Source organism: Pseudomonas sp. Z1-29 (assembly GCF_051131995.1).
GTDB lineage: Bacteria > Pseudomonadota > Gammaproteobacteria > Pseudomonadales > Pseudomonadaceae > Aquipseudomonas.
The window spans coordinates 4,940,984-4,961,585 of the sequence record NZ_CP071645.1 but is presented as its reverse complement, the minus strand read 5'-3'; the positions used below and the strand labels follow the sequence as shown (position 1 = coordinate 4,961,585).

Genomic DNA, 20,602 nt, shown 5'->3' with positions numbered 1-20,602 from the left:
CCGTATCCGATGAAGCTGGGAACAGGCATCACGCGTACGCGTCATGCCCGTTCGGCACGCCAGTGTCGATTACGGCTGAGCGCAGAGCTCGGCCGCGGTCTTGCTGGTGACGTTGGACTTGTCGAAACCGAATGGCGCGACGGCCTTGAGATGTTCCTCCGAGCCCAGCCACTTTTTCAACTCGGCGTTGACCGCGTCGCGCAGGTCCTTGTCCTCGGGCCGGAAGGCCAGGGCGCCGTAGCCAATGTGGGACGGGTCGTCCTTGAACTCGGTCATCGCCTCGACTTTGTCGCCGCCCTTGCTGGCCAGGCCTTTCATGGTCAGTTGTGTGCCGACGGCGGCATCGGCGCGACCGGCGCGCACCGCTTGCAGTTGCGCCGTGGTGTCGGGAACCTGGAGGATCTGTTCGTCCTTGACCCCCGAGTCGCGGGCGTAAGCGAGGTTGACCGTACCGGCCATGATCGCCAGCTTCACGTCCGGTTGCTTGGCGATGTCTTCGTAGCTGTGGAGCTTTTTCGGGTTGCCCTTGGCCACGAGCAGGGCGTCGGGCAACTGGTACTGTGGGTCGGTGAACAACACTTGCTTGCACCGCGCCGGGGTGATGTACATGCCGGCGGCAATCACGTCGAAACGCCCGGCGCGCAGGCCCGGAATCAGCGAGCCCCATTCGGTGAGCACCCCATTGACCTGCTTGATGCCCATCCTGGCGAAGGTGATCTTGGCGATCTCCGGCGATTCGCCGGTCACGCTGCCGTCGGTTTCGGTGAACGCAAACGGCGTTTCGTTGGCGTAGCCGATGCGGATGCTGCTGTTGCTTTTGACGGTATCCAGGGTGGCCGCTTGAACGCTGCCGGCCAGGCCGAGCGCGGCACACGTCAACAAGAGGCGGCGCAGGGGCGTGCAGCTGCTGGTTGGAAAATTGCTCATCGATAAAATCTCCTGTTTCTTGTGGATCCGTCGCTGGACGGTTCTGTGTTAGGAGGCAGTGTGGCAAGAGCAAAGCGTACAGCGGCGGATCCGGGCGGGGCCTGAGTCGGTAACAGCGCCGGTACAGGTCGATCCGGCTTTTTGTCGGGGGCAGTGTGCCCGCCTGGATGACGACCTTGGACCGAGCATACAAAAGCCCCGGCGCCGATTGTATTGCACTAGGACAATTGCTTTGCCGCGAAGCCCGAGCAATGCTGGGCGCACCAGTACACAGGCGGGTCGCAGCGTTATGGATAAGTGGAAATCAGCCTTGGACGTCGCCCGCAGCGGTGAATCCAAATACAAGATTCTGGTCCAGGCGATCGCCGACGACATCGAACAGGGCATCCTCGCCAACGACCAGCGCCTGCCGCCGCAACGACAAGTGGCCGACGCCATGGGCATCAGCGTGCAGACCGTCACCAACGCCTACAAGGAACTGGAGCGCCAGGGGCTGGTGCGTTGCGAAGTAGGGCGCGGCAGTTTCGTTTCGCGGCGCATGAGCGACCGGGTCGCCACTTACATACTCGACAGCCCCGAGCGGGCGCTGGTGGATTTTTCCATCACGCGGATCCTGCACACTCGCGAGCATGATCAGTTCTGGCGCGACACCTGCGCCGAGCTGAGCACCGAAGAAGACCAGCCATGGATTCATGCGTTTCGTCCGATTGCGGGGTTTGAATCCCATCGCGAAGCGGCGGCGCAATGGATCGGCCGGCAGGGGCTGAAGGTCGATCGCAACGACGTCTTGATCACCAACGGCGCGGCCCATGGCATCTTCCTCGCCCTGGCTTCCCTGGCCGGTCCCGACGATGTAGTGCTCTGCGAAGGGCTGACCGACCACGGTGTGATCGGCAATTCCCAGGTGCTGGGTTTCACCCTCAAGGGCCTGGACACCGACCGCCACGGCATTGATCCCGAGCATTTCGAGGACATGTGCAGCAACGAGCGCATCACCGCGCTGGTGTGTACACCCAACCTCAATAACCCCACCACCAGCCTGATGCCCGACACCCGCCGCCGGGAAATCGCCGAGATTGCCCGGCGCTTCGGCGTGCACATCATCGAAGACGATGTCTACGGTCCGTTGCTGGACGAGCGCCGGGCGCCGCCCATCAGCCATTACCTGCCGGAGCTGTCGTTCTACTGCACGAGCATGACCAAGTCAGTGCTCACGGGCTTGCGCATCGGTTATCTGGTGGTGCCCAAGCGCCTGGCGCTGCGCACCGAGAGCATCCTGCGGGTGAACAGTTGGATGGCCACCCCGATGGTCTCGGAGATCGCCGCTCGCTGGATCCGCGACGGGCGCGCCGACTCGTTGTTGCATTTACAACGGCGCCTGTTGGCCGGGCGCCAGGCGATGGTCACCGAGTACATGGGCGAGCACGTCTTGGCCCAGCATCCCCACGCCTTGAATGCCTGGATCGGCATCCCGCCCCACTGGGAAGTCGACAGCCTGGTGCGGGCGCTGCGCCACAAGCACATCGCCGTCACGTCCCCCGACCCGTTCACCGTGCGCGGCACACCGCGGCCACGGGCGGTGCGGGTCTGCGTTGGCGCCGAATGCAGCGATGAAGAAATGCGCCATGCATTGATCGGCATGCGGCAGATCTTCAACCAGTATCCGCAGATTCATGATTTTTGATAACGCGAACAAAAATCCTGTGGGAGCGAGCCTGCTCGCGAAGGCGGCAGCACATCCAGCATTGATGTGACGGGTAGACCGCTTTCGCGAGCAGGCTCGCTCCCACAGGGATTTGTAGTGACTTTGGAACTTCATCACTAAATTGCCCTAGTACATTCATCAGCACAATCCGGCCCTCTTAGACTGCGCCCAACACATCGGCTCGGGACGCGGTCATGACAGGGTTGCAGCTTCAGGACATCTACCTCGCTCGCCAGCGCATCGAGTCGCTGGTGCGGCGCACGCCCATGGAGTACTCCGCCAGCCTGTCGCGATTGATCGGCGTGCCCGTATACCTCAAGTTGGAATCCCTGCAAATCACCGGCAGCTTCAAGCTGCGTGGCGCCAGCAATGCCGTGGCGCAACTCAGCCCGGAGCAGAAGGCGTCAGGCGTGGTGACGGCCTCGACCGGTAACCATGGTCGGGCACTGGCCCATGCCGCATCGCAACAAGGGGTCAAGGCGATTGTCTGCCTGTCGAACCTCGTGCCGGCCAACAAAGTGCAGGCGATCCGCGATCTGGGCGCCGAGGTGTGCATTGTCGGCCAGTCCCAGGACGACGCCCAGCGCGAGGCCGAGCGCATCGCCCGCGAGCAGGGCGCGACCTTCCTGCCGCCGTTCGATCATCCCGCAATCATCGCCGGCCAGGGCACCCTTGGCCTGGAGATCCTCGAACAGCAAGCGGATGTGGCCCAGGTGCTGGTGCCATTGTCCGGCGGCGGCCTGTTTGCCGGTGTGGGCCTGGCCCTGAAAAGCGCCAATCCAGCCATTCAAGTCCACGGCATCAGCATGGCGCGAGGCGCCGCGATGCATGCCAGCCTCGCCGCCGGCCGGCCGCTGGAAGTCGAAGAGCTGCCGACCCTGGCGGACTCTCTTGGCGGCGGCATCGGCCTGGACAACCGCTACACCTTCGCCATGACCCGGCAGTTGGCCGATGACGTGCACCTGCTCTCGGAAGCTTCGATCGCCAATGCCCTGCGCCACGCCTATCACCACGAACGCCTGGTGCTCGAAGGTGCCGCCGTGGTGGGCATCGCGGCGTTGCTCGACGGCCTGGTCGAACCGCGCGGACCGATCGTGGTGGTGGTCAGCGGGCGCAACGTCGACACCGAACAACATGCCCGCGTGATCGCCGGCGCCAACGCCTGATAACCCGTTAACGGAGCCTGTCATGAGTGAAGTCACCCTATTGAGCGAGGCCGACCTGCGCAGTTGCGTGGCCCTCGACCTGGCCAGCATCGACGCCATCGAGCAGGCCTTCGTGCTGCTGGCCACCGCGGCCGTGGCGATGCCGCCGATCCTGCGGCTGGACATTCCCGAGCACAACGGCGAAGTGGATGTGAAGACCGCTTACCTGCCGGGCCTGGAGCGCTTCGCCATCAAGGTCAGTCCGGGTTTCTTCGACAACCCCAAGCTCGGCCTGCCCAGCCTCAACGGCATGATGATGCTGCTCTCGGCGCGTACCGGTCTACTGGAGGCGCTGCTGCTCGACAATGGCTACCTCACCGCCGTGCGCACCGCCGCGGCCGGGGCGGTGGCGGCGCGTTGCCTGTCTCGCGAGCAAAGCCGCAGCGTGGCGTTGATCGGGGCCGGCGAGCAGGCGGCGTTGCAGCTTCAGGCGCTGCGCCTGGTGCGGCCGATCGACGAGGTGCGGGTCTGGGCGCGGGATGCGCAAAAGGCCAAGGCGTTCAGTGATGGACTGGCCCGTGACAGCGGACTTGCCGTCACGCCCTGCAGCTCCATTGACGCTGCCCTGGAGGGCGTGGATATCGCGATCACCTGCACGCCCAGCCGCGAGCCGCTGATCGAGCCCCGCCACTTGCACCCTGGCCTGCACATCACCGCGATGGGCTCGGACGCGGAGCACAAGAACGAAATTTCCCCACAGGCCCTGGCAGCCGTCGACTGCTATGTCGCCGATCGCCTCAGCCAGACCCGCGTGCTCGGCGAACTGCACCATGCCTTGGCGGCCGGCTTTGTCCGTGACGATTTGATGGAACTCGGGCAAGTGCTGGCGGGCCAGCAGCCCGGGCGCTCCGATGCAACGCAGGTAACGCTTTGCGACCTGACCGGCACCGGCGCCCAGGACACCGCCATCGCCAATCTGGCGTTCGAGCGGGCGAGGGCGGCAGGCAAGGGTTTCGCGTTCGGTCGTTGAATCGATTTGTTTATTCGTGTCATTGAACAGAGGGCAGGTGGATGTCAGAGATAGTCGTCAATCTTCCGTTCCAGCGGGAGGAATACGCCCAGCGCCTGGCAAAGGTTCGCGCGGCGATGCAGGTCCAGGGCCTGGAGCTGTTGCTGGTCACCGATCCGTCGAACATGGCCTGGCTCACCGGCTATGACGGTTGGTCGTTCTATGTGCACCAGTGCGTGCTGCTGGCGCTGGACGGCGAGCCGGTGTGGTTCGGGCGTGGCCAGGATGCCAACGGGGCGAAGCGCACGGTGTTCATGCAGGCCGATAACATCGTCGGCTACCCGGACATTTACGTGCAGTCTCGCGAGCGTCATCCCATGGACTACCTGTCCCGCGAGGTGATCATTGCCCGTGGTTGGGGCGCGCTGAGCATCGGCGTGGAAATGGACAACTACTACTTCAGCGCCGCCGCGTACCTGTCGCTGCAAAAGCACCTGCCCGAGGCGAAGCTGGTGGACGCGGTGGGCCTGGTGAACTGGCAGCGTGCGGTCAAGTCGCCGCAGGAAATCGCCTACATGCGCATCGCCGCACGCATCGTCGAGAACATGCACAGCCGGATCCTCGAACGCATCGAGCCGGGCATGCGCAAGAACGAACTGGTGGCTGAGATCTACAGCAGCGGCATCCTCGGTGCCGACGGCCATGGCGGCGATTACCCGGCCATCGTGCCGCTGCTGCCCACCGGTGCCGACGCCAGCGCACCGCACCTGACCTGGGATGATTCGCCGTTCGAAAAAGGCGCTGGCACCTTCTTTGAAATCGCCGGCTGCTACAAGCGTTACCACTGCCCGCTGTCGCGCACCATTTACCTGGGCAAGCCGCCGCAGCATTTCCTCGACGGCGAAAAAGCCGTGGTCGAGGGCATCGCCGCTGGCCTGGACGCGGCCAAGCCGGGCAACACCACCGGCGACATTGCCGTGGCGTTTTTCAAGGTGCTGGAAAAGTTCGGCATCCACAAGGACAGCCGTTGCGGCTACCCCATCGGCATCAGTTATCCGCCGGATTGGGGCGAGCGCACCATGAGCCTGCGCCCCGGCGACAACAGCGTGTTGCAGCCGGGCATGACCTTCCACTTCATGCCGGGGCTGTGGATGGACGATTGGGGCCTGGAAATCACCGAGAGCATCCTGATCACCGAGACCGGCGTCGAGACGCTGTGCAACGTGCCCCGTCAACTGTTCGTGAAGGATTGAGCCATGCGCGAATTGCCCAGCAATCCCATCAGCGCCACGGTCGACTTCAGCCGCGAGGGTGTGCAGCACGGTTTTCTCAAGTTGCCGTATTCGCGGGACGATTCGGCATGGGGCGCGGTAATGATCCCCATCACCGTGATCCAGCGCGGCAGCGGCCCGACCGCGCTGCTCAGCGGTGGCAACCACGGCGACGAATACGAAGGCCCGGTGGCCCTGAGCAAACTGGCCCAGCAGTTGAGCGCCGAAGACGTCAGCGGGCGGATCATCATCGTGCCGTTCATGAACACCCCGGCGTTCCGTGCCGGACGCCGGACTTCGCCCATCGACAAAGGCAACCTGAACCGCAGTTTTCCCGGCAAGCCGGACGGCACCGTCACCGAGAAAATCGCCGACTATTTTAACCGCACCCTGCTGCCGTTGGCTGACATTGTGCTGGACATTCATTCCGGGGGGCGAACCCTGGATTTCCTGCCATTCGCCGCCTGCCACGTATTGCCGGACAAACAGCAACAGGCGCGTTGCGAGGCCGCGATGCTGGCGTTCAACGCGCCGTATTGCATGCGCATGCTGGAGCTGGATGCCGGGTCGATGTACGACACGGCGGCCGAGTCCCAGGGCAAGGTGTTTGTTACTACCGAGCTGGGCGGCGGCGGTTCGTCCACCGCCCGCAGCGTGGCGATTGCCGAGCGCGGGGTGCGCAACCTGTTGATCCACGCCGGCATCCTGCGGGGTTCGATCGAGTTGCAGCCGTCGGTGATGCTCGACATGCCGGACGCCAGTTGCTTCGTCGCCAGCGAGCATGACGGCTTGCTGGAAATGTGTCGCGACCTCGGCGAAAGCGTGAACCAGGGAGAAGTGGTGGCGCGCATCCACGACGCCACCCGCAGCGGCGTCGCCCCGGTTGAATACCGCGTCGCCCGCAGCGGCCTGCTGGCGGCGCGGCACTTTCCCGGGCTGGTGCAGTGTGGCGATACGCTGGTGGTGATTGCGGATGTGTTGGCTTGATACCCCTCAACTGACACATACACACCCTGTGGCGAGGGAGCTTGCTCCCGCTGGGGCGCGCAGCGGCCCTGATCTTCAGGCCAAAAGCGACGACTGCTTCGCAGCCGAGCGGGAGCAAGCTCCCTCGCCACAGGGGACGGTATGATTTTCTGATTTGCCTGGAGAGCCCGGCCCATGCACAAGCTCGATCGCTATGACCTGAAAATCCTGCAGATCCTCGCCGAGGACGGGCGGATCACCAAGTCGAGCCTCGCCGAGGCGATCAATCTTTCAGTGACGCCGGCCTGGGAGCGGGTGCGCAAACTCGAGGCGGCGGGGCTGATCATCGGCTACCGGGCGCAGATCGACTGGGGCGCGGTGTTCAAGCGCCAGCAGGTACTGGTGGAAATCACCCTGGCCCGGCACACCGCCCAGGACATGCGCCGTTTCGAGCAACGCCTGCTCGCCGCGCCCGAAGTGGTGTTCTGCTACGCCACCGGCGGCGGTGTGGATTACCTGGCGATGATCCAGGCGCCGGACGTCGATTCGTATCAGCGTTTCGTCGATCAACTGTTGCTTGAAGACCTCGGCATCGAACGCTACTTCACCTACATCGTCACCAAGACCATCAAGACCGTCGGCGCCTTGCCGGCGGAGCTCACACCGTCATCCTGAACACCGCAGAAAACATTTTCCGGCAGGGTATTTCCAGAAAAAAATCAAGGTCTGGGCCCGTGCAAACAGCCGATAACAAAAGCGCAGCAGCCCTAGCATGGATTCACGCAAACGGTCTGGAGTGAACGTCATGCCTTATCAACACCCGCTGCTGTTCAAAGCGCTTTGCTATATCGATGGCCATTGGGTCCACAGCGACAGCGGCCAGAGCATCGCGGTGCAGAATCCAGCAACCCGCACGGTTATCGGCCATGTGCCGATGCTCGATCAACCTCAGATCGTCGCGGCGGTGGACGCGGCGCATCGCGCGTTCCCCGCATGGCGCGAGCAGAGCCTGGAGATTCGCGGCGCGATGCTGCGGCGCTGGGCGGCGTTGATCAGCGAGCACAGCGAGGACCTCGCGCGAATTCTCAGCCTGGAGCAGGGCAAGCCGCTGGCCGAGTCCCGTGGCGAAATCGCCTATGCCGCAAGTTTCATCCCGTGGTTCGCCGAGGAGGCCCGGCGCCTCTACGGCCAGAACATTCCCAGTCATATCCCGAACGCTCATTTGGGCACGGTCAAGGAACCAGTGGGCGTCTGCGCGCTGCTCACACCCTGGAACTTCCCCTCGGCGATGATCACCCGCAAGGCCGCTGCCGCGCTGGCAGCCGGATGCACCGTGGTGGTCAAGCCGGCCCATGAAACGCCTTACTCAGCGTTGGCCCTGGCGCAACTGGCCGAGGAAGCGGGCTTTCCTGCCGGTGTCTTCAACGTGGTATTGGGCGAGCCGCAAATGACCATGGAGACCCTGGTCAAGGACCGCCGCGTGCGTTCGGTGAGTTTCACCGGCTCGACCCGGGTCGGCAAACTGGTGCTGCAAGCAGCGGCCCATGACGTGAAAAAGGTCGCGCTGGAGCTGGGCGGCAATGCGCCTTTCATTGTCTGCGCCGATGCCGACCTGGCCTTGGCAGTCAAAGTCGCTGTCGAGGCGAAATTCCAGACCTCGGGTCAGGATTGCTGCGCGGCCAACCGGATCCTGGTGCAGCGCCCGGTGTATCAGGCGTTTCTCAGTCGTTTCGCCACCGCGGTGCGTGCCTTGCGGGTCGGGCCGGCGCTGGTTGATCAACAGGAGCAGGCGGTGGATGTCGGGCCGTTGATGCATCAGGCGGCGCTCGATGCGACCGCCGACCGCGTCGCCGATGCGCTGGCCCTTGGCGCCCAACGCCTGGCCGGTGGCGAGGCCCATGCTCTGGGCGGGTTGTTCTATCAACCGACCGTGCTGGCCGACGTCACGCCAAAAATGCGCATCTACCGTGAAGAGAACTTCGCGCCCATCGCCGGGGTGATGCCGTTCGACACCCTGGACGAAGCCATCGAACTGGCCAACGACACCGAATACGGACTGGCCGCCTATATTTGCTCCAATCGCCTGGATGTCATTTACCCACTGATCCGTCGTCTCGACCACGCCATGGTCGCCGTCAACGGCGTCAAGTTCACCGGTCATCCGATTCCCTTCGGCGGCATGAAAGCCTCGGGCCTCGGCCGCGAGGGCGGCACCGAGGGCTTCGAGCCCTTCGTCGAAACCAAATACTTTTGCCTGCACCATCAAGGCCAATTCCCAGGAGAGCCCGCATGAGCCAAGAACTCAACACGCTGTTCGAACAAGACCGTGCGCATTTCATGCACCCCTCGACCCACGCCCACGACCACGCCAGCGGGGCGCTCAAGGGGCGCATCATCAAGAGCGCGTCGGGCATTCGCATACGCGATCACGAGGGGCGTGATTTCATCGACGCTTTCGCCGGGCTCTATTGCGTGAACATTGGTTATGGCCGTACCGAAGTGGCCGATGCCATCTACAAACAGGCCAAGGAACTGGCCTACTACCACACCTATGTCGGTCATTCGAGCGAGGCGATCATCGAACTGTCCAGCCGCATCATGGACTGGGCGCCGACGGGGATGAAGAAGGTCTATTACGGGCTGTCCGGCTCCGATGCCAACGAAACCCAGATCAAACTGGTGCGTTATTACAACAACGTACTGGGCCGGCCGCAGAAGAAAAAAATCATCTCCCGTGATCGTGGCTACCATGGCTCGGGCATCATGACCGGCAGCCTGACCGGGCTGCCGGCGTTCCACCAGCATTTCGACCTGCCGGCCGAAGGGGTCAAGCACACCGTGTGTCCGCACTGGTATCGCAAGGCCCCGGCGGGCATGGACGAAGCAACGTTCGTGCGTTATTGCGCCGATGAACTGGAAAAAATGATCCTCGCCGAGGGCCCGGACACGGTGGCGGCGTTCATCGGCGAACCGGTGATGGGCACCGGTGGCATCATCGTTCCGCCCGCCGGTTATTGGGCTGCGATCCAGGCCGTGCTGAACAGATACGACGTGCTGTTGATCGCCGATGAGGTGGTCTGCGCGTTTGGTCGCCTGGGTTCGAAGATGGGCAGCCAGCGCTATGGCATGCAGCCGGACCTGATCACCACGGCCAAGGGACTGACCAGCGCCTACGCGCCGTTGTCGGCGGTGATCATCGGTGAAAAGGTCTGGAGCGTGATCGAAAAAGCCTCCCAGGCCGAAGGTGCGATGGGCCATGGCTGGACTTACTCCGGACACCCGATCTGCGCGGCGGCGGCCCTGGCCAACCTGGATATCCTCGAAAGGGAAAACCTCATGGCCAACGCCGAAGACGTCGGTGGTTACCTCAACCGGCGTTTGCGCGAAACCCTCGAAGGCCATCCGCTGGTGGGCGAAGTGCGCGGTGACGGCATGCTGGCGGCGGTGGAGTTCATGGCCGATCGTGAACAGCGTACGGCGTTCGACCCGGCACTCAAGGTCGGCCCCAAGGTCTCGGCCGCCTGCCTGGAACGCGGAATGATCGCCCGCGCCATGCCCCACGGCGACATCCTGGGCTTCGCTCCGCCGCTGATCCTGACCCGCGAAGATGCCGACCTGATCGTCGACATCACCAAAGGGGCCATCGACCAGGTGGCGGAGGAAGTGTTGGCTTGAGCTGAGTACATAATACTTCAGGACCCTGTAGCCCGTGGCGAGGGAGCTTGCTCCCGCTGGGCTGCGAAGCGGCCCCAAAACCAGGCAACTCGGTGTGCCAGGAAAATCGAGTTCGCTGCTATAAGGGCCGCTTCGCGACCCAGCGGGAGCAAGCTCCCTCGCCACAGGTGGTCAAAATTGAATAGGGGGAATTGGAAGCAATAAAAAGCCCGCCCGATCATGCGATCGGGCGGGCTTTTTGGTGTTGCTGGAAATTACTTCTTCAAACCGTAATGCTCATCCAGCATCCCCGGGGAGTTCGGGGCCTTGGGGGCGTAGTCCCGTGGCGGTTCCTGGATCCCTTTGGGCGGGGTCAGGCGCTCCCGTGGCGTCTGCGCCGTGTCGGCTTGCAGGGCGGCCAGCAGGCGCTGGCGCGTCTGCTCGTCCAGGGCCAGGCGGTTGGCGCCCTCGGACAGATGATCCTGGACTTCCTGGTAGCTCTGGGTGAGCTTTTTCACCAGGGAAGCGGTGCTGTTGAAGTGGGTGACCACTTCATTCTGGTAACTGTCGAAACGTTCCTGGATGTCGTCGAGCTGACGTTGGGTGCTGTTGGGCACCGCGTTAGGCAGCAGTCGGGCAATCAGGAAACCAATGGCGACACCGGCAACCAGGGCAAGAGTCGGCAACAGCCAAACTAAGAGCGAGTGTTCCACGAGTCCTTCCTCTATAAACGGCTTTGCTTTACGTTAACGGCTCGGACCTGCGCTGTATACCGCGAAGAACATCGCAATCATGCCAGGCACAGACTTTTAGCTAGACGAGTCGACCCTATTCGGGGTCACGGAGTTCTTTCCCTTGCTTATGCGCGAAACCCCTGTAGTCATCGATGGCCCGGTCGGTCAACTGGAAGCCTTGTACCTGGACAGCGAAGCGCCCCGTGGCCTGGCGCTGATCTGCCACCCCAACCCGGTACAGGGCGGGACCATGCTCAACAAAGTGGTCTCGACCCTGCAGCGCACCGCCCGCGACGCTGGCCTGGTTACGTTGCGTTTCAATTATCGCGGCGTCGGCGCCAGTGCCGGCAGCCATGACATGGGCACCGGCGAAGTGGACGATGCCCAGGCCGCGGCCGCCTGGTTGCTGGAAAAATACCCGCAGTTGCCCCTGACCCTGTTCGGTTTTTCCTTCGGCGGCTTCGTCGCCGCCACCCTTGGCGGACGCCTGGAAGCCCAAGGCCAGGCGCTCAAGCACCTGTTCATGGTTGCTCCGGCGGTAATGCGCCTGGATGCACAAGCGCCCCTGCCGACCGGCGGCGAATTGACCGTGATCCAGCCGGAAACCGACGAAGTGGTCGATCCCCAACTTGTCTACACATGGTCCGACGCGCTCCAGCGCCCCCATGAGCTGCTGAAAGTGGCAGAATGCGGACACTTTTTTCATGGCAAGCTGACTGATCTCAAGGATCTGCTCCTGCCGCGCCTCTCGAATTGATAGCAGTCTGACAAGCGATAACCCATGACGACTCGTACCCGTATCCTGACCGGCATCACCACCACCGGCACCCCGCACCTGGGCAACTACGCCGGCGCCATCCGTCCGGCGATCCTCGCCAGCCGCGAAAGCAATGCCGATTCGTTCTATTTCCTGGCCGATTACCACGCCCTGATCAAATGTGATGACCCGCTGCGCATCCAGCGCTCGCGCCTGGAAATCGCCGCGACCTGGCTGGCCGGTGGCCTGGATGTGGACCGCGTGACGTTCTATCGCCAGTCCGATATCCCCGAAATCCCGGAACTGACCTGGCTGCTGACCTGCGTCGCCGCCAAGGGCCTGCTCAACCGTGCCCACGCCTATAAGGCGTCGGTGGACAAGAACGTCGAGACCGGCGAAGACCCGGACGCCGGCGTCACCATGGGCCTCTACAGTTACCCGATCCTCATGGCGGCCGACATCCTGATGTTCAACGCCCACAAGGTGCCGGTCGGTCGCGACCAGATCCAGCACGTGGAAATGGCGCGGGACATCGGTCAGCGCTTCAACCACCTGTTCGGCAAGGGCAAGGAGTTCTTCACCATGCCTGAGGCGCTGATCGAGGAAAGCGTCGCCACGCTGCCGGGCCTCGATGGCCGCAAGATGTCCAAGAGCTACGACAACACCATTCCGTTGTTCAGCAGCGCCAAGGACATGAAGGACGCGATCTCGCGGATCGTCACCGACTCGCGCGCGCCGGGCGAAGCCAAGGACCCGGACAACTCGCACCTGTTCACGCTGTTCCAGGCCTTCGCCACTGCCGAGCAGTCCGCCGCGTTCCGTAGCGAACTGCTGCAAGGCCTGGGTTGGGGCGAGGCGAAGAGTCGTCTGTTCCAACTGCTCGACGACCAGTTGGGTGAAGCGCGCGAGCGGTACCACCAGTTGATCGAACGCCCGGCGGACCTTGAAGACATCCTGCAACTGGGCGCGAAAAAAGCCCGGGCCGTAGCAACGCCGTTTCTCAATGAACTGCGCGAGGCAGTTGGCCTGCGGTCCTTCGTCAGCCAGGTGCAAGTGGCAACGCAGACCAAAAAGAAAGCGGCCAAGGCTGCGCGCTTCGTCAGCTTCCGCGACGATGACGGCAGTTTCCGCTTCCGCCTGCTTTCTGCCGATGGCGAGCAGTTGTTGCTTTCGAACAACTTCGCCGACGGCAAGACCGCTGGCCAGGTGACCAAGCAGTTGCAATCCGGCCAGCCCTTGGACGTGCGCAGCGATGAACTGAGTTTCAGCGTCTGGCTCGACGGCGAATGCGTGGCCCACAGCCCGGCCTTTGCCGACAGTAGCGCCCGAGACGCGGCCATCGATGCGTTGCGCGTGGCACTGACGCCTGCCCAGGATTGATTGAAGGCGTTCCCGACCATCGGCCCGAATAAGGGCCGATTGCCATTCCTCTGGGCCATCGCTACAGTGACGGCCCGTTTTTGTTGCCTTGCTAACGAATATGACGCCCCTAGAACGATATCAAGCTGATCTGAAACGCCCGGAATTCTTCCACGACGCAGCCCAGGAAACGGCCGTGCGGCATTTGCAGCGCCTGTACGACGACCTGGTTGCCGCGTCGAACAACAAGCCGGGCTTGTTGGGCAAACTGTTCGGCAAAAAGGACCAGACACCGGTCAAGGGCCTGTACTTCTGGGGTGGCGTCGGCCGTGGCAAGACTTACCTGGTGGACACCTTCTTCGAAGCGTTGCCCTTCAAGGAAAAGACCCGGACGCACTTTCACCGCTTCATGAAGCGCGTGCACGAGGAAATGAAGACCCTGGGTGGCGAAAAGAACCCGCTGACCCTCATCGCCAAGCGCTTCGCCGCCGAGACGCGGGTGATCTGCTTCGATGAGTTTTTCGTTTCCGACATCACCGACGCCATGATCCTTGGCACGCTGATGGAAGAACTGTTCAAGAACGGCGTGACCCTGGTCGCCACCTCGAACATCGTCCCCGACGGCCTTTACAAGGACGGTCTGCAACGGGCGCGCTTCCTGCCGGCGATCAAGCTGATCAAGGAGCACACCGAAATCGTCAATGTCGACAGCGGCGTGGACTATCGCCTGCGTCACCTCGAACAAGCGGAGTTGTTCCATTTCCCGCTGGATGCCGCCGCTGAAGAAAGCCTGCGCAAGAGCTTCCGCGCCCTGACGCCGGAATGCACCCAGGCGGTTGAAAACGATGTATTGATCATCGAGAACCGCGAAATCCGTGCGATCCGCACCTGCGACGACGTGGCCTGGTTCGACTTCCGTGAACTGTGCGACGGCCCCCGCAGCCAGAACGACTACATCGAGCTGGGCAAGATCTTCCATGCCGTGCTGCTCAGCGGCGTCGAGCAGATGAGCGTCACCACCGATGACATCGCCCGCCGTTTCATCAACATGGTCGACGAATTCTACGACCGCAACGTGAAGCTGATCATCTCGGCTGAAGTCGAGCTCAAGGACCTCTATACCGGCGGTCGCCTGAACTTCGAATTCCAGCGGACCCTCAGTCGCCTGCTGGAGATGCAATCCCACGAATTCCTGTCGCGGGCGCATAAACCGTAATACAACTGCAGCACAAACCCGTGGCGAGGGAGCTTGCTCCCGCTGGGCTGCGCAGCAGCCCCCGCCGATCCGTCTAGGCAACCTCAATACTGCAAAAGCCTCAGATAGCGAGCCAGGTCATCTTGTCGCTGGCAACCGAGCAGCAGCCATAAGAGAATCCTCGATTTTCGTGGGCAGACAAAACCGGCCATCGAAGCACCCCTTTTAGCCAGATCCATCTCGCCGCCCTTGAAGCCGTAAGTCGAGCGAGCCGTTGGGCCGCAATCGCAGCGAGTCGCAACAATGACCGGGATTTTTCTGGCAATGGCGTCAATTTTTCCAGCCCAGGTTTCAGAAACGTGCCCTGCGCCGAAACCGGCGATCATCAGCCCGTCGTAACCCAGCGCGAGAACGTTCTCCAGCAACAGGCTGTCGGCAGACAGCGACGCTTGTAATAGCGCAACCTTGTGCGTCGAGCGCTGTGGCAACGGCAAGACGTGGCGCTGGCGTGGAGGGTGGAAATAGTGAACGTCACCTTCCAGTAACAGGCCTGCCGGGCCTACGACGGGCGAAGAAAAAGCCTGCAGTGCCATCGAATCGGTTTTGCGAACTGCCTGCGCCGAATGAATCTGTCCGTTCATGACCACCTGAACACCACGTCGCCAACTGCTCTCGGCCAAGCCGACCTGGCAGGCATCCAGCAGATTGCCCGGTCCGTCGGCGCCTGTCTGGGCTGCGGAACGCATCGCTCCAGTAAGCACCAGAGGTTCGTCGTGGTCCCACAAGAGATCGAAAAATGCGGCGGATTCCTCCAGCGTGTCGGTGCCCTGAGTGAGGACAACCGCCACCGCACCTAGCTCGATCTGAGTGTTCGCCCAGCGCAGGACACTCAATAAATGCTCGAAACTCAATGAGGCGCTGGGCAACAGTTGGAGCGTTTCGACAGTGACGCGGGCCAGGGTTCTCAATTCGGGTACCGAAGCCAGCAGGGTTGCGCCGCTGACGGTCGGGACCACTCCTTCTCCGAAGACCCGGGCCTGCATGCTCACGGTGCCGCCGAGTGAAGCGATGCTCAGGTTGGGCAAGTCCATGTGATACCTCGCGTGCTTGCAAAAAATGGCTGCAACCGCCTACCGGTCGAGATGCAGCCGTGGAAGGGGGCGGCTCAGTTGGTTATCAGGCGTCCGATAAGCGGAATGATGAGCAAGGTACTGATGGCCATGGACAGGACATTCGCAATAAATCCGTGCATGTCGGTGGGTAGCCTTTTGGCAATCGCACACGCCAGTGGCGGCGCCACAAATGCACCTAGCAAGGCGCTGGAGACAATCACCGGCCAACTGCCGCCGTAGGTCAGAACCGCGGCAGGCACGACCGATACCAGCGGGATATAAGTGGGATACCAGCCTCGCAACCTCCACTGTCGACGCCAGATCATCACGCCCAAGGCCGAGGTCAGCGCTTGCGCACCGATCAGTTGCGGCAGCAAGCCCGAGCCGTAGACCGGGCTCATCGGGTTCAAGGCATAGGCCAGCAAGGCGCCCGATATGAGCCCAAGGCTGGCCCACTCATTGCCGAAGAACGGCGCTTCGGAGAAATCCGCCAAGACTCGGCGCAGGCTCCAGACGACACCGTAGTCGGGTGCACGGCTGGGCGTGGGCCTTGATGGCGTTTCGGATGGTTTCATTGAGACCTGCGAGCTCACCAGGCTTGGCACATAACGACAGAGCAGGAATGCCATGACGCTGGCGACAGCCATCCCCGAGACGTTGCCGATCACTGCCGGCAAACCCAGTGGATTGCAGACGTAATTGACCAGCAACAAGCACGCCGGGGTGACCAGCAATGCACCCATGACTGCGCCATTGATCGCCACTTTCCAGCCACCGCCAAACATCAGCACCATCGCCGCCGGCAATGAAACGAATGCGGCAAAGGTCGGTTGCCAGGCGGTGGCCGTAACGGTCCAGCCCCATAACAGGTTGCTGAGCAGGAGCCCAAGCAGTGAGCTGGCGACGACCCACGGCCACAGGCCGCTGCCGTAGCAGATGGAAAAACCTTGCCAGGCCTTTCCCGTTTCATTGGCCCGGTATGCCAGGTATGCACCCGCCAGCAGTCCGATGGATGCAAATTCATGCTTATAAAAGGCGACCTCGCTGATGTCTCCCACCACCCAGCGTAGCCATGAGGTTGGCTGTGGCAAATTCGACACCATGTGGCCGTAGTCGGGCCAGGAGGCGAGGCTCATGAAAGAAAGCCAGAAGACCAGCGACAGCGCGCCGAGCATCAACAGGATCACTGCAAGATCCAGCGGTGAACGAGCGGTATGCCGGCGTTGACGTTTTTCGTTTGTGGATTCCATTGGATAAACCCCCTCAGCGCGGCAGGAGAGGGTGCTGGGTATAACCAAGCATCGGATCGTAGAGATCCGAACGCCGATCACGGTGCAGGTCGTTCAGGTTGTTCCAGATGGCGGCGCTACGGGAACTGGTCAGGTCGATGTCGGCGAACAGCACTTCCTGCTGGTCGGCGGAGGCCACCGCGCCAATCGGCCAACCGTTAGTACCCGCGATCAGCGAGCAGCCCAGATAGCGGGCACCGCGTTCTTCGCCGATGCGGCTTGCCGCCGCAATGAACACGTTATTGACGTGTGCCGCCGTCATGGTCAGATATGACGCCATGCACTTGCCTGCGTCATCAAACAGCGGTGGGGGCGTCCAGACCCAGTTATTCAGGCTGCAGATGATGTCCGCGCCTTGCTGGGTCAGGATTCGCGGCACTTCCGGAAACCAGATGTCCCAGCAGATCAGCATTCCGATGCGGCCTATCGGGGTTTCGAACACTGGAAAACCCAGGTCCCCTGGTGTGAACCAGAGTTTCTCCAGGTTCCACAAATGGGCCTTTCGGTACTTGCCAATAAAACCGTCTGGCCCCAACAGAACACCGGTGTTGAAAAGCCGCATGCCCTCGCGCTCTGTCAAGCCGGCCACCAGGTAAATCTTGTGCTGGCGGGCGAAGTCCTTCCAGGCCTGCACGCTCGGCCCGTTAGGGACCAATTCGGAGTGTTCGAACGCATCCTGTCGGTTGCTGAAAAAATAACCGGTATTTGACAGCTCGGGCAGAACGATGAGATTCGCTCCGCCGTTTACCGCCTCCAACGCCAGCGCAAGGCTGTGATGCAGGTTCTGCTCATGATTCCTTACGCCGACCTGAGGGTCGAATTGCACAACCGCTACGCGGACAGGACTGGTTGGCTCGCTCATTCAAGAAACCTCTTTTTATTTTTATTCACGCTGTTTAATGGCGTGTTTATAAGAGGCGAAACGGGCGTGGAGCGTAAGTCAGCCGTTTCCGTGTGGTTTGTAGGGCATCTCCCAAGATGAATGAGCGGAAATCAAAAGTAGGAGCGAGCCTGCTCGCGAAGAGGCGAGCCTGTTCAGCAACCCTGCAAGCTGACACACCGCCTTCGCGAGCAGGCTCGCTCCCACAATGGAATTTGCGTTCAGCGACGTGCTCACGCCGCCTGCTGGAATTGCTGCCGGTACTGGTTCGGTGACAGGTCGGTGTGCTGCCGGAACAGTCGTGCGAAAAAGCTCGCGTCGTCGTAGCCGACTTCATAGCTGATCGTCTTGATGCTCTTGCGGCTCCCGGACAGCAGGCCCTTGGCGGTTTCTATCCGCAGGCGTTGCAGGTAGTGCAAGGGCTTGTCGCCGGTGGCGGTCTGGAAGCGGCGCATGAAATTGCGGATGCTCATGCCGTGCTCCCGGGCGACGTCCTCGAAGCGGAACTTGTCGGCGAAATGCTCCTCCAGCCATTGCTGGATCTGCAGGATGATCACGTCCTGATGCAGTTTCTGCCCGCCAAAGCCGATGCGTCCCGGCGAATAGTTGCGTTGCACTTCATACAGGATGTCCCGCGCCACGGCCTGGGCGACGTTGGCGCCGCAGAAGCGTTCGATCAAGTAGATGTAAAGGTCGCAGGCCGACGTGGTGCCGCCGGCGCAGAACAGATTGTCGGCGTCGGTCAGGTGCTTGTCCTGGTTCAGGTGCACCTGAGGGAAACGCTCCTTGAAGGCATTGAAGAAGCGCCAGTAGGTGGTGGCTTCCTTGCCGTCGAGCAGCCCGGCCTCGGCCAGCCAGAATACTCCGGTGGCTTCGCCGCAGAGCACCGCACCGCGAGCGTGTTGTTCGCGCAGCCAGGGCAGGACCTGGGGATAATGTTGGCAGAGCGTGGCAAAGTCATCCCAGAACGCCGGCAGGATGATCACATCGGTATTTTCGAGGCCACCGTCCACCGGCATGAGCACATCGCTGAAGCTGTTGACTGGCTTGCCGTCAGGGCTGACCAGCCGGGTTTCGAACGCTGGGGTCAGGCCGTGGCCAAGCTGTTTGCCGTAGCGCAGGCTGGCCAGGTGGAAAAAATCCTTGGCCTGCATGAGGGTGGAAGCGAAAACCCGGTCGACTGCCAGGATGCTGACGCGCCGCAAGGGCGTGGAGGCGTGCATGGACATAACTCATCTTTATTTTTATAGGGGAAAGTGGTCACCAGACGGCTGGATCGTCTTATTTTTTGTCGGATGTGTCCAGTGTCCTCTCATACGCCGCAGGCTTAGGCTCTGTCGGATAACCACACCCAACAATAACCAAAGGTGCGCCATGATCCCCAGAACCCTGTTCAGTCCCGAGCACGAGTTGTTTCGCGACACCGTACGAACCTTCCTTGAAAAAGAAGCCGTGCCGTACCACAGCCAGTGGGAAAAACAGGGGCACATCGATCGCCAACTCTGGAACAAGGCTGGGGAGGCGGGGATGTTGTGCTCGCATCTGCCGGAGGCCTACGGCGGGCTGGAAGCGGATTTTCTCTACAGCACGGTGGTGATCGAGGAAATCGGCCGCCTGGGGCTGACCGGGATCGGCTTCTCGTTGCATTCCGATATCGTCGCGCCTTACATCCTGCATTACGGCAGCGAAGCGTTGAAGCATAAATACCTGCCGAAACTGGTGTCCGGCGAAATGGTCACGGCCATCGCCATGACCGAGCCGGGCGCCGGTTCCGACCTGCAAGGCGTGAAGACCACGGCAGTGCTCGACGGCGATGAATACGTGATCAACGGCTCCAAGACGTTCATTACCAATGGCTTCCTGGCCGACCTGGTTATTGTCGTCGCCAAGACCGACCCGAAGGCGGGGGCCAAAGGCACTAGCCTGTTCCTGGTGGAGGCGGGTACGCCGGGCTTTGAAAAAGGCAAGCGCCTGGAGAAAGTCGGAATGAAGGCCCAGGACACGTCGGAGCTGTTCTTCCAGGATGTCCGCGTGCCGAAGGAAAATCTGCTGGGCCAGGCCGGAATGGGCTTCGCCTACCTGATGCAGGAACTGCCTCAGGAGCGCCTGACCGTCGCCATCGGTGGCCTGGCCTCGGCCGAAGCGGCGCTGCAATGGACGCTGGATTACACCCGTGACCGCAAGGCGTTCGGCAAATCCATCGCGGATTTCCAGAACACCCGCTTCAAACTGGCGGAAATGGCCACCGAGATCCAGATCGGCCGGGTCTTTGTCGACCGCTGCCTGGAGCTTCATCTGCAGGGCAAGCTCGATGTACCGACGGCGGCGATGGCCAAGTACTGGGGCACCGACCTGCAATGCAAGGTGCTCGACGAATGCGTGCAGTTGCATGGCGGCTACGGTTTCATGTGGGAATATCCGGTCGCCCGGGCGTGGGCTGATGCGCGGGTGCAGCGGATCTATGCGGGGACCAACGAAATCATGAAGGAGATTATTGCGCGGTCGCTTTGATGCATTAGGACAGTTAGACCGCTATCGCGAGCAAGCTCGCTCCCACAGGGTTTGTGTCTGATCATTATTTTGTGATCGACAAAGAACC

General features: G+C 61.9%; 18 protein-coding genes. 12 read left to right on the top strand and 6 right to left on the bottom strand.

All coding sequences use genetic code 11. The features are described from left to right. Positions 1-69: 69 nt before the first annotated feature. Complete coding sequence (ehuB, locus tag J3P84_RS22580) at positions 70-927, bottom strand: ectoine/hydroxyectoine ABC transporter substrate-binding protein EhuB (protein ID WP_434625986.1); 858 nt, start codon at positions 925-927, stop codon at positions 70-72. A gap of 289 nt (positions 928-1,216) precedes the next feature. Between ehuB and J3P84_RS22575 the strand changes: the two genes are divergently transcribed. From J3P84_RS22575 to J3P84_RS22540, 8 genes are all read left to right on the top strand, one after another. Further along, a complete protein-coding gene (locus J3P84_RS22575; RefSeq protein WP_434625984.1) occupies positions 1,217-2,611 on the top strand; it encodes a PLP-dependent aminotransferase family protein in 1,395 nt (464 codons plus the stop codon). Between the two features lie 215 nt (positions 2,612-2,826). Continuing rightward, positions 2,827-3,798, top strand: coding sequence for a hydroxyectoine utilization dehydratase EutB (gene eutB, locus J3P84_RS22570; protein WP_434625982.1), 972 nt, complete (start codon positions 2,827-2,829; stop codon positions 3,796-3,798). Positions 3,799-3,820: 22 nt separating this feature from the next. After that, on the top strand, positions 3,821-4,807 hold the full coding sequence (locus tag J3P84_RS22565; RefSeq protein ID WP_434625980.1) for a cyclodeaminase: 987 nt from the start codon (positions 3,821-3,823) through the stop codon (positions 4,805-4,807). A gap of 41 nt (positions 4,808-4,848) precedes the next feature. After that, entirely contained in the window at positions 4,849-6,039 is a 1,191-nt protein-coding gene (gene doeA / locus J3P84_RS22560) for an ectoine hydrolase DoeA (RefSeq protein WP_434625978.1), read from the top strand. 3 nt (positions 6,040-6,042) lie between these two features. Continuing rightward, positions 6,043-7,044 carry a N(2)-acetyl-L-2,4-diaminobutanoate deacetylase DoeB gene (doeB, locus tag J3P84_RS22555; protein ID WP_434625976.1) on the top strand — a complete coding sequence of 334 codons (1,002 nt, stop codon included), beginning with the start codon at positions 6,043-6,045 and terminating at the stop codon, positions 7,042-7,044. 174 nt (positions 7,045-7,218) lie between these two features. Further along, entirely contained in the window at positions 7,219-7,698 is a 480-nt protein-coding gene (locus J3P84_RS22550) for an Lrp/AsnC family transcriptional regulator (RefSeq protein WP_305496671.1), read from the top strand. 130 nt (positions 7,699-7,828) lie between these two features. Next, positions 7,829-9,316: an NAD-dependent succinate-semialdehyde dehydrogenase gene (locus tag J3P84_RS22545; RefSeq protein ID WP_434625973.1), complete on the top strand. Its 1,488-nt coding sequence runs from the start codon at positions 7,829-7,831 to the stop codon at positions 9,314-9,316. Beyond that, on the top strand, positions 9,313-10,698 hold the full coding sequence (locus tag J3P84_RS22540) for an aspartate aminotransferase family protein (RefSeq protein WP_434625971.1): 1,386 nt from the start codon (positions 9,313-9,315) through the stop codon (positions 10,696-10,698). Before J3P84_RS22545 ends, J3P84_RS22540 begins: the two co-directional genes overlap by 4 nt. A gap of 254 nt (positions 10,699-10,952) precedes the next feature. Here J3P84_RS22540 and J3P84_RS22535 read toward each other — a convergent pair whose 3' ends face one another. Next, complete coding sequence (locus J3P84_RS22535) at positions 10,953-11,390, bottom strand: YhcB family protein (RefSeq protein WP_305496666.1); 438 nt, start codon at positions 11,388-11,390, stop codon at positions 10,953-10,955. Between the two features lie 148 nt (positions 11,391-11,538). Between J3P84_RS22535 and J3P84_RS22530 the strand changes: the two genes are divergently transcribed. The 3 genes from J3P84_RS22530 to zapE all read left to right on the top strand — a co-directional run bounded on the left by J3P84_RS22530 (position 11,539) and on the right by zapE (position 14,743). Further along, positions 11,539-12,168: an alpha/beta hydrolase gene (locus J3P84_RS22530; protein WP_434631487.1), complete on the top strand. Its 630-nt coding sequence runs from the start codon at positions 11,539-11,541 to the stop codon at positions 12,166-12,168. A 24-nt stretch (positions 12,169-12,192) separates the two neighbouring features. Further along, positions 12,193-13,548, top strand: a complete 1,356-nt coding sequence (locus J3P84_RS22525; protein WP_434625969.1) for a tryptophan--tRNA ligase — start codon at positions 12,193-12,195, stop codon at positions 13,546-13,548. A 100-nt stretch (positions 13,549-13,648) separates the two neighbouring features. After that, positions 13,649-14,743, top strand: a complete 1,095-nt coding sequence (zapE, locus tag J3P84_RS22520) for a cell division protein ZapE (RefSeq protein WP_305496664.1) — start codon at positions 13,649-13,651, stop codon at positions 14,741-14,743. A gap of 83 nt (positions 14,744-14,826) precedes the next feature. On the opposite strand, the gene J3P84_RS22515 is transcribed toward zapE, so the two are convergent. The 4 genes from J3P84_RS22515 to J3P84_RS22500 form a co-directional block, all read right to left on the bottom strand. Beyond that, positions 14,827-15,813: an asparaginase gene (locus J3P84_RS22515; protein WP_434625966.1), complete on the bottom strand. Its 987-nt coding sequence runs from the start codon at positions 15,811-15,813 to the stop codon at positions 14,827-14,829. Positions 15,814-15,887: 74 nt separating this feature from the next. Beyond that, entirely contained in the window at positions 15,888-17,084 is a 1,197-nt protein-coding gene (locus J3P84_RS22510) for a hypothetical protein (RefSeq protein ID WP_434625964.1), read from the bottom strand. Positions 17,085-17,097: 13 nt separating this feature from the next. Further along, the gene (locus J3P84_RS22505) at positions 17,098-17,985 is read right to left on the bottom strand and encodes a nitrilase family protein (protein ID WP_305496660.1); all 888 of its coding nucleotides are present in this window, start codon (positions 17,983-17,985) and stop codon (positions 17,098-17,100) included. 251 nt (positions 17,986-18,236) lie between these two features. Then, the gene (locus tag J3P84_RS22500) at positions 18,237-19,133 is read right to left on the bottom strand and encodes a GlxA family transcriptional regulator (RefSeq protein WP_434631484.1); all 897 of its coding nucleotides are present in this window, start codon (positions 19,131-19,133) and stop codon (positions 18,237-18,239) included. Positions 19,134-19,377: 244 nt separating this feature from the next. Here J3P84_RS22500 and J3P84_RS22495 point away from each other — a divergent pair, with 244 nt between their 5' ends. After that, positions 19,378-20,514, top strand: a complete 1,137-nt coding sequence (locus J3P84_RS22495; protein WP_434625962.1) for an acyl-CoA dehydrogenase family protein — start codon at positions 19,378-19,380, stop codon at positions 20,512-20,514. Positions 20,515-20,602 lie beyond the last annotated feature (88 nt).

What these genes read in the sequence shown, in the direction of transcription:
- ehuB (WP_434625986.1), bottom strand. Translation starts at nt 927, where the DNA reads ATGAGCAATTTTCCAACCAGCAGCTGCACGCCCCTGCGCCGCCTCTTG.
- J3P84_RS22575 (WP_434625984.1), top strand. Translation starts at nt 1,217, where the DNA reads ATGGATAAGTGGAAATCAGCCTTGGACGTCGCCCGCAGCGGTGAATCC.
- eutB (WP_434625982.1), top strand. Translation starts at nt 2,827, where the DNA reads ATGACAGGGTTGCAGCTTCAGGACATCTACCTCGCTCGCCAGCGCATC.
- J3P84_RS22565 (WP_434625980.1), top strand. Translation starts at nt 3,821, where the DNA reads ATGAGTGAAGTCACCCTATTGAGCGAGGCCGACCTGCGCAGTTGCGTG.
- doeA (WP_434625978.1), top strand. Translation starts at nt 4,849, where the DNA reads ATGTCAGAGATAGTCGTCAATCTTCCGTTCCAGCGGGAGGAATACGCC.
- doeB (WP_434625976.1), top strand. Translation starts at nt 6,043, where the DNA reads ATGCGCGAATTGCCCAGCAATCCCATCAGCGCCACGGTCGACTTCAGC.
- J3P84_RS22550 (WP_305496671.1), top strand. Translation starts at nt 7,219, where the DNA reads ATGCACAAGCTCGATCGCTATGACCTGAAAATCCTGCAGATCCTCGCC.
- J3P84_RS22545 (WP_434625973.1), top strand. Translation starts at nt 7,829, where the DNA reads ATGCCTTATCAACACCCGCTGCTGTTCAAAGCGCTTTGCTATATCGAT.
- J3P84_RS22540 (WP_434625971.1), top strand. Translation starts at nt 9,313, where the DNA reads ATGAGCCAAGAACTCAACACGCTGTTCGAACAAGACCGTGCGCATTTC.
- J3P84_RS22530 (WP_434631487.1), top strand. Translation starts at nt 11,539, where the DNA reads ATGCGCGAAACCCCTGTAGTCATCGATGGCCCGGTCGGTCAACTGGAA.
- J3P84_RS22525 (WP_434625969.1), top strand. Translation starts at nt 12,193, where the DNA reads ATGACGACTCGTACCCGTATCCTGACCGGCATCACCACCACCGGCACC.
- zapE (WP_305496664.1), top strand. Translation starts at nt 13,649, where the DNA reads ATGACGCCCCTAGAACGATATCAAGCTGATCTGAAACGCCCGGAATTC.
- J3P84_RS22515 (WP_434625966.1), bottom strand. Translation starts at nt 15,813, where the DNA reads ATGGACTTGCCCAACCTGAGCATCGCTTCACTCGGCGGCACCGTGAGC.
- J3P84_RS22510 (WP_434625964.1), bottom strand. Translation starts at nt 17,084, where the DNA reads ATGGAATCCACAAACGAAAAACGTCAACGCCGGCATACCGCTCGTTCA.
- J3P84_RS22505 (WP_305496660.1), bottom strand. Translation starts at nt 17,985, where the DNA reads ATGAGCGAGCCAACCAGTCCTGTCCGCGTAGCGGTTGTGCAATTCGAC.
- J3P84_RS22495 (WP_434625962.1), top strand. Translation starts at nt 19,378, where the DNA reads ATGATCCCCAGAACCCTGTTCAGTCCCGAGCACGAGTTGTTTCGCGAC.